The organism is Cyclobacterium sp. (assembly GCF_014762705.1).
Taxonomy (GTDB): Bacteria; Bacteroidota; Bacteroidia; order Cytophagales; family Cyclobacteriaceae; genus Cyclobacterium.
The window spans coordinates 72,752-88,510 of record NZ_JABURL010000046.1 but is presented as its reverse complement, the minus strand read 5'-3'; the positions used below and the strand labels follow the sequence as shown (position 1 = coordinate 88,510).

Here is a 15,759-nt window from a genome sequence, read left to right as displayed (position 1 = left end):
TTATGATGAAGACTTTAAAGATGCTTTAATTAATGCTTCCAATGAAACATCGGGACCACTTTTTTTCAATACCGTAGTGATATTTTTTTCTGCCTGGGCTTTGGTAAACCCCAGTGTGATCAAGGCTTGTAACGCTTCCTGTTTTAATTTATTGCTGTTTTGGATAAAGCCGCTTGCCGATCCTTCACTGGCCGTCATTCCTTCTTTTTTGATTTTATCTTTTAGCTCAAGAACAATTCTCTGTGCAGTTTTGGCGCCGATTCCTTTAACCCTTTGAATGGTAGCATGGTCGTTGTGGAGAATGGCTTGTTCCAGTTCTTCAACGGTCAGGGAGGACAATATCATCAGTCCGGTATTGGGTCCAACCCCATTGATAGAAATCAGCGCTAAAAAAGCTTTCTTTTCTGAGGCTTCCTTAAAGCCAAACAGGGTGTGTGCATCTTCTTTGATATGCAAATAAGTATGTAGCATGATCTCTTCTTCATCCTTGACCAGGCCATAGGTGGTGAGGGAGATTTTGACTTCATAGCCCAGCCCCTGGATATCAATAATCACATAAGTGGGGTCTTTATGTGCTAGCTTTCCCTTTAAATAGGCTATCATATGGACTCAATGCTTTGGGCATCCACGACTGCTATGGCTACCATATTTACAATTTCACGAACGGAGCTACCCAGTTGCAGAACATGGACGGATTTATTCATTCCTAAAAGTATGGGGCCGATGGCCTCTGCATTGCCTATTTCCGCCACCAATTTGTAAGCGATATTTCCGGAAGCAAGATCCGGAAATATCAAGGTATTGGCCTTATTGTTGATCAATGCGCTAAATGGATAATTTTCCTTTTGGATATTTTCATCCAAGGCGACATTGGCCTGCATTTCTCCCTCAATCACCAATTCAGGAAAACGGGCCTTTGCCTTCAGCGTAGCCGTGGCAGTTTTGGTGGGAACATCTCCTTTTGCCGAACCAAAATTAGAAAAAGAAAGGATGGCAACTTTTGGATCAATGTCAAAAAACCGTACGCCATTGGCGGTCAGTCCAATGATTTCCACCAACTCATCTGCGCTTGGATTCTCGTTAACAGTGGTATCTGCAAAGAAAAAAGGCCCTTTATCAGAGTTCATGATGTACATCCCGGCCACTTTATCCACTCCTTTTTTTACGCCTATGATGTGCAAAGAGGGTAAAATGGTTCGGGGGTAGTCTTTGGTGAGTCCGGATATCAGGGCATCTGCCTCACCTGTTTCCACCATCATTGCCCCAAAATAATTTCGGTCTTTCATCAGTTTCCTGGATTCATAAGGCGTTAATCCCTTGCGTTTTCGTTTGTCATAGAGGATTTCACCAAACTTCCTTAATTTCACCTTTTCTTCGTTGGGGTCTATTACCAAAACATCCTCCAGGTCCAGGGAATTGACTTTGATCAGCTTTTTGATTTTTTGTTTGTTGCCCAACAGAATTGGTTCCCCAATTTTTTCATCCCGTATAAGTTGCGCTGCTTTAAGTATTTTGGTATTGTCCGCTTCTGCAAATACCACGCGTTTGGGGTCTTTTTTGGCCCTGGTTATGACGCGTGACATCAATCTTTGGTCAATGCCTATTCTTTCCTGCAAGTCAAGTTCATAGGCTCCCCAATCCTGTATATGGGTTTTCGCCACTCCTGAATCCATGGCCGCTTTGGCTACTGCAGGTGCTATGGTGGTGATCAATCTGGGATCAAGTGGTTTTGGGATCAGATAGGTTTTGCCAAAAGCCAGCTTGGATTCCCCATAGGCTTTGTTGACAATGTCTGGAACTGGTTCTTTGGCCAGGTTGGCGATGGCATAAGCTGCTGCCAGTTTCATTTCTTCATTGATACCGGTGGCTCTCACGTCCAGTGCTCCCCTGAAGATGTAAGGAAATCCAATCACATTATTGACCTGATTGGGAAAATCAGATCTGCCAGTAGCCATGATGATGTCCTTTCGGGCCGCCATGGCCTCTGTATAACTGATCTCCGGGGTAGGGTTTGCCAGGGCAAATACGATGGGGTTGTCTGCCATGGTCTGCACCTGTTCCTGACTGATAATGTTACCTGCCGATAGCCCCAAAAATACATCTGCACCCACCATGGCTTCGCTGATATGATGAAAATCTTTGTCGGTGGCAAACATTTTGTGTATCTCGGTAAGACCGGGCCTGTCCTGCCTGATGACACCTTCTATGTCACACATGACAAGATTTTCTAAGCGTACACCCAATCCTACATAAAACCGGGCACAGGAAATGGCCGCTGCCCCTGCACCACTTACCACCAGTTTGATGTCTTCAATTTTTTTGCCGATCATTTCCAGGGCATTCAGTAAGGCCGCTCCTGAAATAATGGCCGTTCCATGCTGGTCATCATGCATGACCGGTATGTTCATCAGCTCTTTTAATTTTTTCTCGATGATGAAACATTCAGGAGCTTTGATATCTTCCAGATTAATGCCCCCAAATGTAGGCTCCAGTGACCGGATGATTTTTATCAGGCTTTCGGGATCGTTTTCATCAATTTCCAGGTCAAAAACATCAATGCCGGCAAATTTTTTGAACAGTACACCTTTACCTTCCATTACCGGTTTCGAAGCTGCCGGTCCTATATTTCCCAAACCCAGTACGGCTGTGCCATTGGATATAACCGCTACAAGGTTTCCCTTGGCGGTATACTTGTAAATATCATCCGGGACTTCCTGAATGGCTTTGCAAGGTTCTGCTACACCGGGAGAGTAAGCCAGTGCCAGATCTAGTTGGCTGGAGAGTGGTTTAGAAGGGATTACCTCAATTTTTCCCGGTTTTTTGAATTGGTGGTATTGTAAGGCATCTTCTTTTCTTATCTTCATGATGTAGCGTCTGGGGAAAAATGATACAAGCGGTATTTAGTTTTCTTCGGGGCTATTCTCAAACTCGGTGGAAAATTCGGTGGCATTTAGAATGGTCTCAATTTCTCTTAAGGAAGACCTGTGTGCTTCATTGGGATAATAGACAAAACCCTCTATATAAAAGATTTTACCCTGCTCCTCATCGACGACGGTGTAGGACAGAAAGGACCCGCCCATGGAAAGATTGTTGGTTTTCCAGGCACCTCTCATTTCCACACTATATTGGCCATCTATTTGGGTGTTTTTAAAAACCGGTGGTTCAAGCCTTTCGGTAACGATATAGGATTCTTTCTTGGCCGGATCTCCGAAAATACGTGTTTTGGTGATTTCATCTCTAAACTTGATGATGTTTTCGGGGAAAAGCTGCGCTTCATCGGTATAATCTGTTTGATAGAAAAACAGGCTGATGTCAGGCTTGTCGGGCCTAAGGGTTGGCTGTCTGTACCATAAAAAATTTCCTTCTTCCATTGCTAACTGGTAGGAGGCCGGCAGATTGAGGGTGATGCCAAATTTTTCTGCGGATTTTACAATTGCCTCACTGTTTTTTCTGTTGAATAATGCTTTGGCCAGCCGCTCCCTTTCTCTATTGATGAATAGATTTTGAAGTCTAGATTTGTTTGATTTTAAATTTTTGATCAGTTCTTCCTCATTTTCCCCAAAAAGATAAAGTACTTCCTGCCCTATGGCAAACTCATCATTATTCCTGAGCATGAACAAGGTGGAGTCAGATTTGCTCATTTCAATGGATTCAGGGGTAAATTGATTGGCGATGTTTCGGCTGGCGGGATTTTGATCATCAAATGTGGTAACATATACCATGTTGTTGGCCATCTTGAGAATTCTTGTCAGCTCCCTGGGATCCACTTTTCGGGTATAAAACATGGATTCATCACGGATAATACCAGGAATACTGGCTTCAAAAACTTCCTTTAGTGCATCCCCTACAGGGCCTGCATATTTCGCAGAGTCAATTACCAATAGGATTTCACCTAGTGAACCCCGGGCCTTTGGCTTGTTACTTGACGAGCCATTCGGCCCATTGCCCTCACAAGCAAATAGTAAAATTCCTGTCAATAAGCCCAATACACACTTTCTTATGCTCATATTTATTGGTTTGTTGTTGTAACAGGCCTAATTTAGGGAAAAATGGTAAAGGGAAAAAATTAAATTAAAAATATAGTTTAAATCAACTGATTTTTAACTTTTGGCCGGGCTTGATCTGGTTGTTATTGAGGTTGTTCAATTTTTTCAATTGATCGATGGTCACTCCATCCAGTTTTCTGGATATTAGCCATAAAGAATCTCCGGGCTGTACAGTATACATTTTTCCAGACCCGCTTTCAGAAACATTATCCGATTCCTGGGAGGCAAGACTTTTTTCAAAGGTATCACTGTCCTGGTAAATATGTAGCACCTGACCTACACGGATGGTGTTAGAATACAGACTATTCCAGCTTTTCAGCTGGGTTACACTAACGCCGTAATTCTGGGCTATTTTTCCTAAAACGTCCCCTGACCGAACCCTGTAGGTAATATTGTGAAGGGGTTTTTCTTCTTTTTCCGGTAAGGAAGCCAGATAACGCTTTTTGGATATTTCCAATGAATCAACCAGCCAATCCAGGCTCTCGGAAACGTACGTATGCTGGTGTTTTGGGATATTTAAAGGAATGTTTTTGCTAAACTCAGGTACTTCACTTCTTACAAGGGATGGATTCAATAGCTCCAGATCCTCTATACAAAGATTCGTATGTTTGACCAGATTTTCGAAAGTAAAACCAGTGCCCAAATTTACTTTTTCGTAGTCTACGGCATAGGCAGGTTCTTCCAGGATTAAATTATGTTTTTCCGCATGTCTCAATACATACATGATGGCTTGAAACTGTGGGATATAGCTTCTGGTTTCCCGGGGAAGGTACCGGTATATGCCCCAAAATGTACGTTTGCCGGATCTTCTGATAGCCTTGTTTACATTTCCCGGACCGCAATTATAAGCTGCCAGGGCCAATTCCCAACTGTTAAACCTTTTGTTTAAAGCCTTAAGGTAACGGATTGCCGCATCGGTAGATTTTTCGGGATCCATACGGTCGTCCACATGGCTGTTTATGTAGAGTTGAAACTCTTTACCTGTAGCAGGCATAAACTGCCATAAACCTAAGGCCCCTACCCTTGACCTGGCCTTTGGGTTTAAACCGGATTCAATGATCGCCAGGTATTTGATGTCCTCCGGCATATCATGACGCGATAAGGCTTCATCAAACATGGGGAAATACATGTCCTGCCTGGCCAAAACCATTCGGGTATAATCCCTGTTTCTGACCGTAAAGTAATCGATAAAGGCGAAAATGGTTTCATTCAATTCAAACGGCATATCCGTTTCCATTTCAGAAACCCGTTTAGCCACTTCATCATAGGTAAAATCCGGAATATGATCGTAATCATAAAAAGGAAGCACTGCTTCCTGTGTTTCTTCTCCCTTATTGGCCAATAAAATCGAGTTATCCTGTGCTGATGCCTGCTGTAAAAATAAGCCTAGCATACAAACACTCCCCATCACTTTGTAGAAAAATCCTTCCCTCATATCCATAATATTTATTCATTTATTCCTGACCTAGTCAAATAATTGGCAAAAGCATACAGCTCGGCTTCTTTAAAAGAATTGGCCATAATTTGAAGACCAATCGGCAATCCTTCTTTATCCTTTCCATTGGGGATGGATATCGAAGGCACTCCGGAAACAGAAGCCTGCACTGTAAAAAGATCCTCCAGGTACATGGCAACGGGGTCATTTGAATGTTCCCCGAATTTAAATGCTGTACTTGGTGTGGTCGGCAGGACAATATAATCAAATTTAGTCAATAAATCTTCTGTAAATCCCTTTATTAATCTCCTTACTTTTTGCGCTTTGGTAAAATATGCATCGTAATAACTCGCACTCAACACAAATGTACCCAGCATGATCCTTCTTTTCACTTCCTCACCAAAACCTTCAGACCGGCTCAGTTTATACATGCTTTCCAAATTGTGTGCGTTTGGGCTGCGGTAACCATATTTCACCCCATCAAACCGGGATAAATTGGAGCTTGCTTCGGCAGTGGTAAGAATGTAATAGGTAGGTAAAACATAATCCAGAAGCGGAAAATTCACTTCTTCCACTTCATGCCCTTCATTTTTCAACTTTTCCAGCACATTCAGGGTATGTTGTTTTATTTCCGGCTGTACAGCCTCAGAGTGAACTGTCTCCTTGAGATAGGCTATTTTAGCCGGTTTGTCAAAATGAAGTAAGCCACTGTAAGCGGGTACGGGTTTCCTGGAAGATGTGCTGTCATAATCGTCAGGACCGGCCATGGTTTCCAGTACCAGGGCGTTGTCTTCCACATTGTTAGAAAATACACCGATTGTATCGAAGGATGAGGCGTAGGCAATCAGACCAAATCTGGATACCCTGGAATAGGTAGGTTTAATGCCTATTACTCCCGTAAAGGCAGCAGGTTGTCTGACGGATCCCCCTGTGTCAGTTCCCAAAGACACGGTACATAGATTGGCTTTTACGGCCACAGCAGAACCCCCTGAAGAACCACCAGGCACACGGCTTTCATCAACGGGGTTTAGCACTTTACCGTGTACCGAGTTTTCATTGGAAGATCCCATTCCAAACTCATCACAGTTTAACCTGCCTATAATTATCGCATCTTCATCGATAAGCCGTTGTATGGCTGTCGCGGTGAATTGCGACTCAAATCCTTCGAGAATTTTACTTGATGCATTGGCAGTATTTCCCTGATAACAAAGTACATCTTTGATACCAACCACCATACCGGCTAATTTACCGGCCTTTCCATTTTCGATTTTCGTATCAATGGCTTCAGCCTGTTTTAAAGCCGAAGGGCCATAAACTTCAACGAAGGCGTTTAAATGCGCCTTCGTTTCAATGTTTTTCAAGTAATGATTTACTATCGCTTTACAATTTGTCTCTTTATTTTCAAGCGATTTTTTTATCTCATCGAATGAGCGGAATTTTTCCAACGTGTTATTTTTTTGCTTTTTTGTTGTCATCTTTCAACCCTTCCTCCAAATCATCCTGGATTTCTTTGGTGGCATCTTTAAATTCCCTGATACCTCTACCAAGACCTCTTGCCAATTCAGGAATTCTTTTGGCGCCGAAAAGAAGAATGACTACCAGAACGATGATCACCAAAGATCCCCCTCCGATATTTTGTATGAAACCCAATGTATTCATGTTTTGCTTATTTTGATTTTGAAATTATTACAAATATATAACCCTGCTTTTCTAACGCAAAGAATTTAAAGCATGTTGTAATCTTTTTTTATAAATATACTAAAATTTAAGCATTATTTACTAGAAAGCCAAATACTTGGGTCCATAACTTGCAGTCCTTTCCAGGTTTGAAAATGTAAAGCAGACACTCCGTCTTTATCGGTATAAACCGTGCCAATTGTTGTGGAGGTATTTACTTCTTGTCCTGATTTGACCGATATGGTTTTTAACCGACTGTACATGGTGTAAAAATCTCCATGTTTGATGATAATGGTACCTCCCATACCAGGAACAGTAGTGATTTTCGTTACCACGCCAGCAAATACGGCTTTCACCTGCGCATTGTTGTTGGTTTGGATGTCCACTCCGTCGTTGGTCTCTGTGATCCCTTTGAGGGTGGGGTGTGGAAAAGTACCATACCTTTTGGAAATGAATCCTGATTCTACGGGCCAGGGTATATTCCCCCGATTGCTGGCAAAGGAAGCTGAAAGTGCAGCACTTTTTGGGGCAGCGGGAAGTTTTTCAGTTGGAGTATCTGCTGATTCCTTTTTTTCTTCCACTTTTTCGGCTGCTTTTGCCAGCCTCATTTCCTCTTCGATTACCCGCTTGATAAGTTGGTTGAGTTCCTCTTGTTGCTTTTTCGTAGCTGCAATCTCCTTTTTCAGCTCTTCCTCCCTTTGACTGAGGGAATTGACCAGTTGCTGTTGCTCAGTTTTCAATGCCGCCAATGCTTCTTTCTGTTCTTGCTCTTGTTGCAGAACAGCCAATTGGTCTGCTCGTTGCCCTTCCAGTTCTTTTTGTTTTTTTGTCAAATCCAAACCTACCATTTCCATCCGCTCCACCTGTTTTTTTCTGGCATCACTGTATTGCTTGAGGTACCTCAGGCGCATGTAAAATTGCTTGAAGGTGGCGGAGGAAAATATGAATGTAATCAGATTGATGCCTTGATTCAGTTTGTATGAGGTGTAAATCATTTCGGCATATTCCTCCTTCAGCGTTTCTAGTTCATCTTCTAGTTGCTTAATTTGATTTGAGGTCTGTTTGATTTCCAGATTTACAACCCGCAATTCCTTGTTTAGGGTGGCGATATAGCTTTCCCGGGTCTCCAGCTTTTGGATTACAGCGCGGAGTTCACTAAGGGAGTTTCGCTTTTCATTGGTTGTTCTTTTTAAAACGGAGTCAAATTCCCTGAGTCTTTTTTGTATGGCCTCTTTTGCTTTTTCAAGTTCTGCCCTGTCTGCGGTAATCTGGGCATAGGCCTGCGGATGATTGAGAAAGCCTAATACGAATAAGAAAAACAGAAAAAAACAGCAGGCATGCGCCCCGGATTTAAAAGTTATATGGAAAACTGAGTGGGTCATTCGTTAGTTCTACTTTTACCATTTCTGCATTCATGAAGAAATTGGTATTTGGTTTTTGTGGTAAGCTAAGCACCATTTTAATAATGGCCTGGTAGGGGAAAGGCTGGCCATCCAGATCCCTGAAATCCATATAAGAGGCCGAAAGACTGCCAGACCGGTTTTTAGAAGCCTCACTTTCCAATTGGGAGACCTTGCCATGTCTTGCATCCACCAGGGTTTTGTATTGAATGTTTTCCCGCTCCTGCCTGAGTTCAAATATTTTTCCTATTCTTATCAAACGGTCCCGATAGCTGAATTCGTGTGGGATGTTGGCGAAAAGAAGGTTTTGGAAAAGTGAAAATGACAGGGGCACCCCGTATTTTTTCTGAAACTCTTCATAACCCATATCTATTTTCTGCCCATTGATCCGGTCCCTGATCTTAATCTGATCGGTGCTGATGAAGCCCCTTACCGCTTCAATTCCTAGGCCCGGGGACATGTTAAACCAGATGATGCTGTCCTTTTTGGCCCGGATGTTAAGGGTGCCTTTGGTAATCTTCCCATCCTGTTCTTCCAAGGTAATCTTTCCTTTTGCCGTCAGGTAGTTGTAATTTAGATAGGAAGGCTCAAATTGTTCCATGACCGTATCGCTGGTGAAGGACATGGGTTTTCTGGCACAAGACCAAAACAACAGGGAACCCATAAGGAAAACCAATAACTTACCCTTACTCATAGTATGTTTTGTTTTTTATTTTTAGCGTCAGAAATTCAGAAGTTTCTTTCATTTCTTTGGCCTTGTTCCAGTATTTCAGGGCAGCTTCTTTCTCTCCCAGTTTAAACAGGATATCCCCGTAATGTTCGAGCATTACACCACTTGGTGTATCCAGGTGTTTGATAGCCTTTTCCATGTACGTTTTGGCTTCCTCATACCTGTTTAGTTGGAATAAAACCCATGCATGGGTATCCAGATATGTGGGGTTTTCAGGAAATCTGGCTACCAATTTTGAGGACATTTTATAAGCTTTTTCAAGATCCTTCTTTTCCAGGGAGAGAAAATAGGCATAATTATTTAAAATATGTTCATTATTCGCATTTTGTGACAAAACTTTTTGATATGCATCAAATGCGGCATCCTTTTCACCAAGGGCGTAAAGTGCATCACCCAACTGACCATTGGCCATTTGGGAAAGTTGTGGGTTTTTACCGGCATTTAGCGCTATGGCTTTGTCAAGGGCTGTCCTGGCAGGCTCATTGGCATTTTCGCCCAACTGGGCTGTACCCAGGAAAAACCAAAATTCAGGCTTATCGGGAAAAACTTCAGTCGCCATATCCGCAACTTCCACAATTTCAGCAAAAGGTTCCTGGTTTTCAAACATCAAGGGTAACAATTTTTGGTAAATTCCCTCATTGTCAATTTTTATGCGGATGGATTTTTTAAAAAAGGAAATGGCCTGATTCGGGGAATTGTTCTGTAGTTTCCATTCAGCAAGGATCGTTAAAACCTCCGGATCACCAGGATGGTGCATTTCCATGTCCTTTCCCAAAGATTCCAGGAGCTGATCTCTAGAAGAGTTTTGCAACTCAGCCATGATTCCTTTAAAAGCCCGGACTTTTATTTCCCCATCCAGATCAGGGTTTTTAAAAGCCTCTTTGATGTATTTTCTGGATAGCTCCAAATCCCCTTTTTCTTTGTAAAGTGTGTGAGCAGCCATTTTCAATTCAGGCTGATTGGGATAAGCCGTCAATGATTCCAGGACCAATGCCAATGCCTGCTCCGTTTTGTTGTTGTTGAAGAGGATCTCTACCAAAGCCAAAACATATTTGGAATTGCCAGGATGGGCGTCTATCAGTTTTTCCCCTTCTTCAATGGCCATACCCAAATTGTTTTTCCTCAGATATATCCTTTGTTTTTGAGCAGTAAGCTGCTCTACTACGCCATAATACTCCTCTGCTTTGTTTAGTGCCTCCAAAGCCTTGTCAAATTCATTGGAATTGAGATAAATGGATGCTAAATCCAGAATATATTGCCGGTAATCACCTTCTTTTTCCATCAAATTTTCAAGAACCGCTGCGGCTTCCCCGTTCCTGTTCAGTTTGGTGTAAATTTCAGCCATCTGAAGGTGGTAAAATTTATTTTCAGGGTCCAGCGCCAGGGCTTGTTGTCCAAGATCAAGTGCTTTTTCGGGCTTATTGGCGCGCATCATCATCTCAGATAACTTAAAATAAATGGCGCTTTCCTGGTCATTGAACTCCAATGCTTTATTGAAATAAAAATAAGCCTTTTCAAAATCTTCCAGCATCAGGTTTTTTTGACCTTCTATAAATAGCCTACTGGCCATCATCTCCTTTTTCTTGGCTTTTCTTTCCTTCCGGCTCAACTTTTCCTGAGCCATAGCTGGTTCCAGGCCAAAGCTGGAGATGACCAAAAGGGCTATAAACCAAAAGAAAATTTTACTATTTATGCTATTCATTGATAAAAGGCTTAATTTCAGATTGTCAAAGGTCTGGTTAACAATAAATGAAACCATTTTTACTAAGTAACTCCTTATAGAATAAAGTGTTGCTCGTTGAAGGCCAAACCAGACCAATATTTCATTATCAATTGAGATACAATTTACTTTTTATTTTGGTTCCCAAATACTTACAGGACAACCTTAACGCACAGGTGTAAGCTGCCTACCTTCCGGTGCTGCCATATCCTCCTACGCCCCGGGATGTTTCAGAAAGTTTGTTTTTGGGCATCCAGGTGATTTGCTCATGTTTGGCGATGACCATTTGAGCAATGCGCTCTCCATCCTGAACGGTAAAATCTGTATTGGAATTATTAATCAACAGTACTTTAATTTCGCCTCTGTAATCGGCATCTATGGTTCCCGGACTGTTGAGTACCGTTACACCGAATTTGTATGCCAATCCGCTCCTTGGTCGTATTTGGGCTTCATATCCCTCCGGAAGTTCGATAAAAAGGCCGGTTCCGATCAACTGCCGCTCCAGGGGCTTTAAAACCACCGGCGATTCGAGATTTGCTTGCAAATCAAGCCCGGCAGCCAGAGGGGTCTGATAAGCAGGGAGAGGGTGTTTGGATGTATTGATGACGTTAATTTTCATTCTTTTGTTTTGAAATGGATTGAAAAAGCAAATATAGTTCCTTTTTTTCCATCAGGAAAATAAGCACCAGAAAGACCACAAGTATGCCATTGTGCAACATAAAATTGACCAAAAGATTTCCCGTGTCCAATAAGAAGCCAGCATAACTGAACAAAAAGGATACAGCAAGGTAAACGAGTCCTTTTTTGGTTTGGTAAGGAATGGGATAGTATTTCTGACCGGTATAATAACACATGATTACCATGGTCAGGTAACATGCCAAAGTACTCAGGGCACCTCCAATAAACCCCAGAACCGGAACCAGGGTCAAAATAACCAAAATGGTGACCACCGCACCAGAAAAGGTAATGTAAAAGCTGTATTTGGTTTGGTCGGTGATTTTAAACCAAATGCTCAGGTTATAATAAACGCCCAGCAACAGATAGCCCATCAAGAGGATGGGTACCATGGGCAGGGCAATGGCATAACCTTCCGCCTGAAAAAAAAGCGCTCCGATGAGTTTCAGGTTGACGGCTACGGCTATCATTAATGTGGAGCAAAATATAATAAACCAATGCATTACCCTGGCGAATAATTCAGGATTGTTTTTGCTTTCAGCTTGCTGGAAGAAAAAGGGTTCAGCAGCATATTTGAAAGCCTGAATGATCAGGCTCATCAGTATGGCTAATTTAAAATTCGCACCAAAAACTCCCCCTGCTTCTCTTGAGCTGAGCTGTGGGTAAAACCCTTCCGGTAGGGCATATTCAAATAAGCCCCTTGAAAACACCTCATTGGTAACCCCGGCCAGGCCCATAAAAAGCAGCGGGAGGGCATACTGCCACATGGGAAAAAGGACGGCTTTCTTCAACTCGAATTTCCATCCACCCACCAGTTTCCATAGAAGTGGTAGAATAAGGAAATTGGCCAGGGCATTGGAAAGTAAAATATAATCTACCCCCCAATCGGGGCGAAACCAGGAGGAAACCCAGGTTTGTAACTGTGGAAGGATGTCTCCCTGAATAATATGGAAAGTAACAACAATGAAAAGAACGTTAAAACTTACATTTAAAACAATGTTCAACAATTTAACCAGCGCAAAGGAAAGCGACCTTCCCTCCAGCCTTAGTTTGGCAAAAGGGATGGCCATGAGTGCATCAATGGTGAGAATCATTGCTGACCATTGAAACAAATGTGATTTTCCCGGGAAATCGAATAGTAGACTGAGGGGTTCAGCGGTCATATACAACAAAGCCCCTAAAAAAAGGCCCACCAGACAGACCAGTGATTGGGCATTTTGATAGACTTTTTGGGGAGGCAAACCTTTACCTGTGGCGAAGCGGAAATAGGCTGTTTCCATACCGAAGGTAAAGACCACATTCAAAAAAGCAATCAAGGCATAAAGCAAGGTGAAGGACCCCAAATCCTCTTTTGCCAGATAACCGGTATATAGGGGGACCAGCAAAAAATTGATGGTTTTGCCCAGGATACTACTGATACCATAAACTGCGGATTGCCCGGCTAATTTTTTTAACAGGCCCATAAAAAATAAAAAAGGGGATTATTCCCCTTTAAAGTTAGGTTTTCTTTTTTCAAGGAAAGCTTTGGTACCTTCTCTGTAATCTTCTGATTTGACACACCTGGCAAAGCTGTTGGCCTCAATCTGATAGCCGTTTTCATCACTTGCATAAACCGCATTCACACAATCCACTATCATACCTATGGAAAGGGGAGCCTTGCTCATGATTTTTTTCAATATCTCTTCTGCTTTGGCGATGGCGGCTTCTTTGTTAGGTTCTACATGGTTTAAGAGGCCCAGTGCTTGGGCTTCATTCACATCCAGCATATCTCCGGTCATGAGAATTTCTGTAGCTTTGGTTCTACCTATCAGGTGGGTCAATCGCTGGGTGCCCCCGTACCCGGGAATAATTCCAAGGTTCACTTCCGGTTGTCCAAACTTTGCATTGGTAGTGGCTATTCTCATGTGACAGGCAATTGCCAATTCACAGCCACCCCCTAAAGCGTACCCATTAACCACTGCGATAACCGGTTTGTGGCAGGATTCCACGATTTCGAAGACTTCCTGGCCAAATTCGGCAAACTTTCTCGCATTGAGTTCATTAAGCTCGGAAATTTCGTTGATATCAGCTCCGGCAACAAAGGCTTTTTCCCCGGCGCCGGTGATGATCACGCCCCTTATTGACTTGTTGTCGTTTACTTCATTGAAGATATTTTTCAATTCCTCCAATGTGTTAAAATTTAAGGCATTGAGTTTGGGCTCTCTGCTGATGGTTAGATAAAGTATTCCATCTTTGGTTTCTGAAAGAATAATTTTTTGTTCAGCCATTCCAATTCTACAATGTTAAGCTCCAAATATACGAGGCGCATAAACAATCACAAAAGATTCGGTTAAAAATCATGTGTTGTTGAAAAGGTGTATTTGATAAAATAGGTAATAAAATGCATTTTGTACCTTAAAAAAATAATTTGATGAAATATGCATTTGGTTTGGTACCTAGCAATTCCTTGCCAATTTTTAAATCTATTGTCTTGTCCTTCATTTATTTCCCCTTCTCTTTTTATAATAAAGGAGGACTTGAAATGTTTGTGTACCAATATTTCCTATTTTTGTACCATCTTAAATTCAGTAAAACTTCAAAGATTATCCTTATGTCCGAAAAAAGAAAAATAACAGTTGCCTATGGAGATGGTATAGGCCCGGAAATCATGAAAGCTACTTTGTCTGTTTTAAAAGAAGCCGGGGCTGCCATTGAAACTGAGGTTATCGAAATCGGCGAACAAGTTTATTTGAAGGGTATCAGTTCCGGGATTGCACCCAGTGCCTGGAATTCTCTGCGGAATACAAAAGTGTTTTTGAAATCTCCCATTACTACTCCTCAGGGAGGAGGCTTCAAGAGCCTGAATGTGACTACGAGAAAAACATTGGGCTTGTACGCAAATGTGCGTCCCTGTAAAGCTTTTGCTCCCTTTGTCAGGACCCATTTCCCAAAGACAGACATGGTCATCATTCGGGAAAACGAGGAAGATTTGTATGCAGGCATTGAACACAGGCAAACAGATGAAGTATATCAGTGTTTAAAACTGATTTCCAGGCCAGGAAGTGAGAAAATAGTCAGGTATGCTTTTGAATATGCCAGGATGAATAACCGTAAAAAGGTTACCTGCATGACCAAGGACAATATCATGAAGATGGCAGATGGGGTTTTCCACCAGGTGTTCAATGAAGTAGCCAAAGAATATCCCGAAATTGAAACAGATCATAAGATCATAGACATTGGCACCGCCCTGATTGCAGACAGACCGGAAATGTTTGATGTGATCGTTACTTTGAATTTATACGGTGATATCATTTCTGACGTGGCAGCTCAGATTACCGGTTCAGTGGGTTTGGGAGGCTCAGCCAATATTGGTGAAGATGTGGCCATGTTTGAAGCCATTCACGGGTCGGCACCGGATATTGCAGGAATGGATATCGCCAACCCTTCAGGCCTTCTTAATGGAGCGGTCATGATGCTTGTTCACATTGGACAGCCAGAGGTGGCAGAAAAAATCAGTAATGCCTGGATGGCTACGCTTGAAGACGGAATTCATACAGGCGATATTTATCAGGAGGGCATTAGTAAACAAAAAGTGGGTACGCAGGAGTTTGCTGCCGCAGTCATAGAGAGACTGGGAAGAGTGCCCTCAAAATTAAAAAAAGCGACTTTTTCGAAAGCAGTACGTACTGAAGCGGAAACAAGGGCGGCACTGGCACTGAGGCCTTCAAAACCTTCAGAAAAGGTACTTATTGGTTTGGATGTATTTATTGACTGGAAAGAAGGGGACCGCAATGCCAACACAATCGGAGACAGGCTTCGGGAAGTAAATGCCGGAGGATTGAAAATGCAACTGATCACCAACAGGGGAGTACGGGTTTATCCGGATGGGATGAAGGAAACATTTTGCTCTGACCATTGGCGGGTAAGGTTTTTCAATGCAGACGAAACAGTCATTACCCATGATCAGGTCATAGAGGTACTCAAACAGGTACAGCAACTTGGTTTTGATTTTGTGAAAACCGAACACTTATACACCTTCGATGGGGTAAGGGGTTTTTCTCTTGCTCAGGGGGAATAACCTGCTGGCATTTGAACCG

Annotated in this window: 13 protein-coding genes; 1 reads left to right on the top strand and 12 read right to left on the bottom strand. The window is 42.5% G+C overall.

Annotated features, from left to right (window positions below; translation table 11 throughout):
- The 12 genes from ruvA to HUJ21_RS08230 all read right to left on the bottom strand — a co-directional run bounded on the left by ruvA (position 1) and on the right by HUJ21_RS08230 (position 13,950).
- Positions 1–603, bottom strand: a complete 603-nt coding sequence (gene ruvA, locus HUJ21_RS08285) for a Holliday junction branch migration protein RuvA (RefSeq protein ID WP_291368674.1) — start codon at positions 601–603, stop codon at positions 1–3.
- Positions 600–2,864: an NADP-dependent malic enzyme gene (locus tag HUJ21_RS08280; protein WP_291368672.1), complete on the bottom strand. Its 2,265-nt coding sequence runs from the start codon at positions 2,862–2,864 to the stop codon at positions 600–602. Before HUJ21_RS08280 ends, ruvA begins: the two co-directional genes overlap by 4 nt.
- A gap of 36 nt (positions 2,865–2,900) precedes the next feature.
- Positions 2,901–4,007 carry a DUF4837 family protein gene (locus HUJ21_RS08275; protein ID WP_291368670.1) on the bottom strand — a complete coding sequence of 369 codons (1,107 nt, stop codon included), beginning with the start codon at positions 4,005–4,007 and terminating at the stop codon, positions 2,901–2,903.
- Between the two features lie 82 nt (positions 4,008–4,089).
- Positions 4,090–5,481, bottom strand: coding sequence for a lytic transglycosylase domain-containing protein (locus HUJ21_RS08270; protein ID WP_291368668.1), 1,392 nt, complete (start codon positions 5,479–5,481; stop codon positions 4,090–4,092).
- 11 nt (positions 5,482–5,492) lie between these two features.
- Positions 5,493–6,926, bottom strand: coding sequence for an Asp-tRNA(Asn)/Glu-tRNA(Gln) amidotransferase subunit GatA (gene gatA, locus HUJ21_RS08265; protein WP_291368666.1), 1,434 nt, complete (start codon positions 6,924–6,926; stop codon positions 5,493–5,495).
- 4 nt (positions 6,927–6,930) lie between these two features.
- Complete coding sequence (locus HUJ21_RS08260; RefSeq protein WP_163381692.1) at positions 6,931–7,140, bottom strand: twin-arginine translocase TatA/TatE family subunit; 210 nt, start codon at positions 7,138–7,140, stop codon at positions 6,931–6,933.
- 113 nt (positions 7,141–7,253) lie between these two features.
- The gene (locus HUJ21_RS08255) at positions 7,254–8,540 is read right to left on the bottom strand and encodes a peptidoglycan DD-metalloendopeptidase family protein (protein ID WP_291368664.1); all 1,287 of its coding nucleotides are present in this window, start codon (positions 8,538–8,540) and stop codon (positions 7,254–7,256) included.
- Positions 8,509–9,252, bottom strand: coding sequence for a DUF4292 domain-containing protein (locus tag HUJ21_RS08250; RefSeq protein WP_291368662.1), 744 nt, complete (start codon positions 9,250–9,252; stop codon positions 8,509–8,511). The genes HUJ21_RS08255 and HUJ21_RS08250 overlap by 32 nt, the downstream gene beginning before the upstream one ends.
- Positions 9,245–10,990, bottom strand: coding sequence for a tetratricopeptide repeat protein (locus tag HUJ21_RS08245; protein WP_291368660.1), 1,746 nt, complete (start codon positions 10,988–10,990; stop codon positions 9,245–9,247). The genes HUJ21_RS08250 and HUJ21_RS08245 overlap by 8 nt, the downstream gene beginning before the upstream one ends.
- A gap of 205 nt (positions 10,991–11,195) precedes the next feature.
- The gene (gene dut, locus HUJ21_RS08240; RefSeq protein WP_291368658.1) at positions 11,196–11,627 is read right to left on the bottom strand and encodes a dUTP diphosphatase; all 432 of its coding nucleotides are present in this window, start codon (positions 11,625–11,627) and stop codon (positions 11,196–11,198) included.
- Positions 11,617–13,146: a polysaccharide biosynthesis C-terminal domain-containing protein gene (locus HUJ21_RS08235; RefSeq protein WP_291368656.1), complete on the bottom strand. Its 1,530-nt coding sequence runs from the start codon at positions 13,144–13,146 to the stop codon at positions 11,617–11,619. Before HUJ21_RS08235 ends, dut begins: the two co-directional genes overlap by 11 nt.
- 18 nt (positions 13,147–13,164) lie before the next feature.
- Positions 13,165–13,950, bottom strand: a complete 786-nt coding sequence (locus HUJ21_RS08230; protein WP_291368654.1) for an enoyl-CoA hydratase-related protein — start codon at positions 13,948–13,950, stop codon at positions 13,165–13,167.
- Positions 13,951–14,273: 323 nt separating this feature from the next.
- Between HUJ21_RS08230 and HUJ21_RS08225 the strand changes: the two genes are divergently transcribed.
- Positions 14,274–15,740, top strand: a complete 1,467-nt coding sequence (locus tag HUJ21_RS08225) for an NADP-dependent isocitrate dehydrogenase (RefSeq protein WP_291368652.1) — start codon at positions 14,274–14,276, stop codon at positions 15,738–15,740.
- Positions 15,741–15,759: the final 19 nt, after the last annotated feature.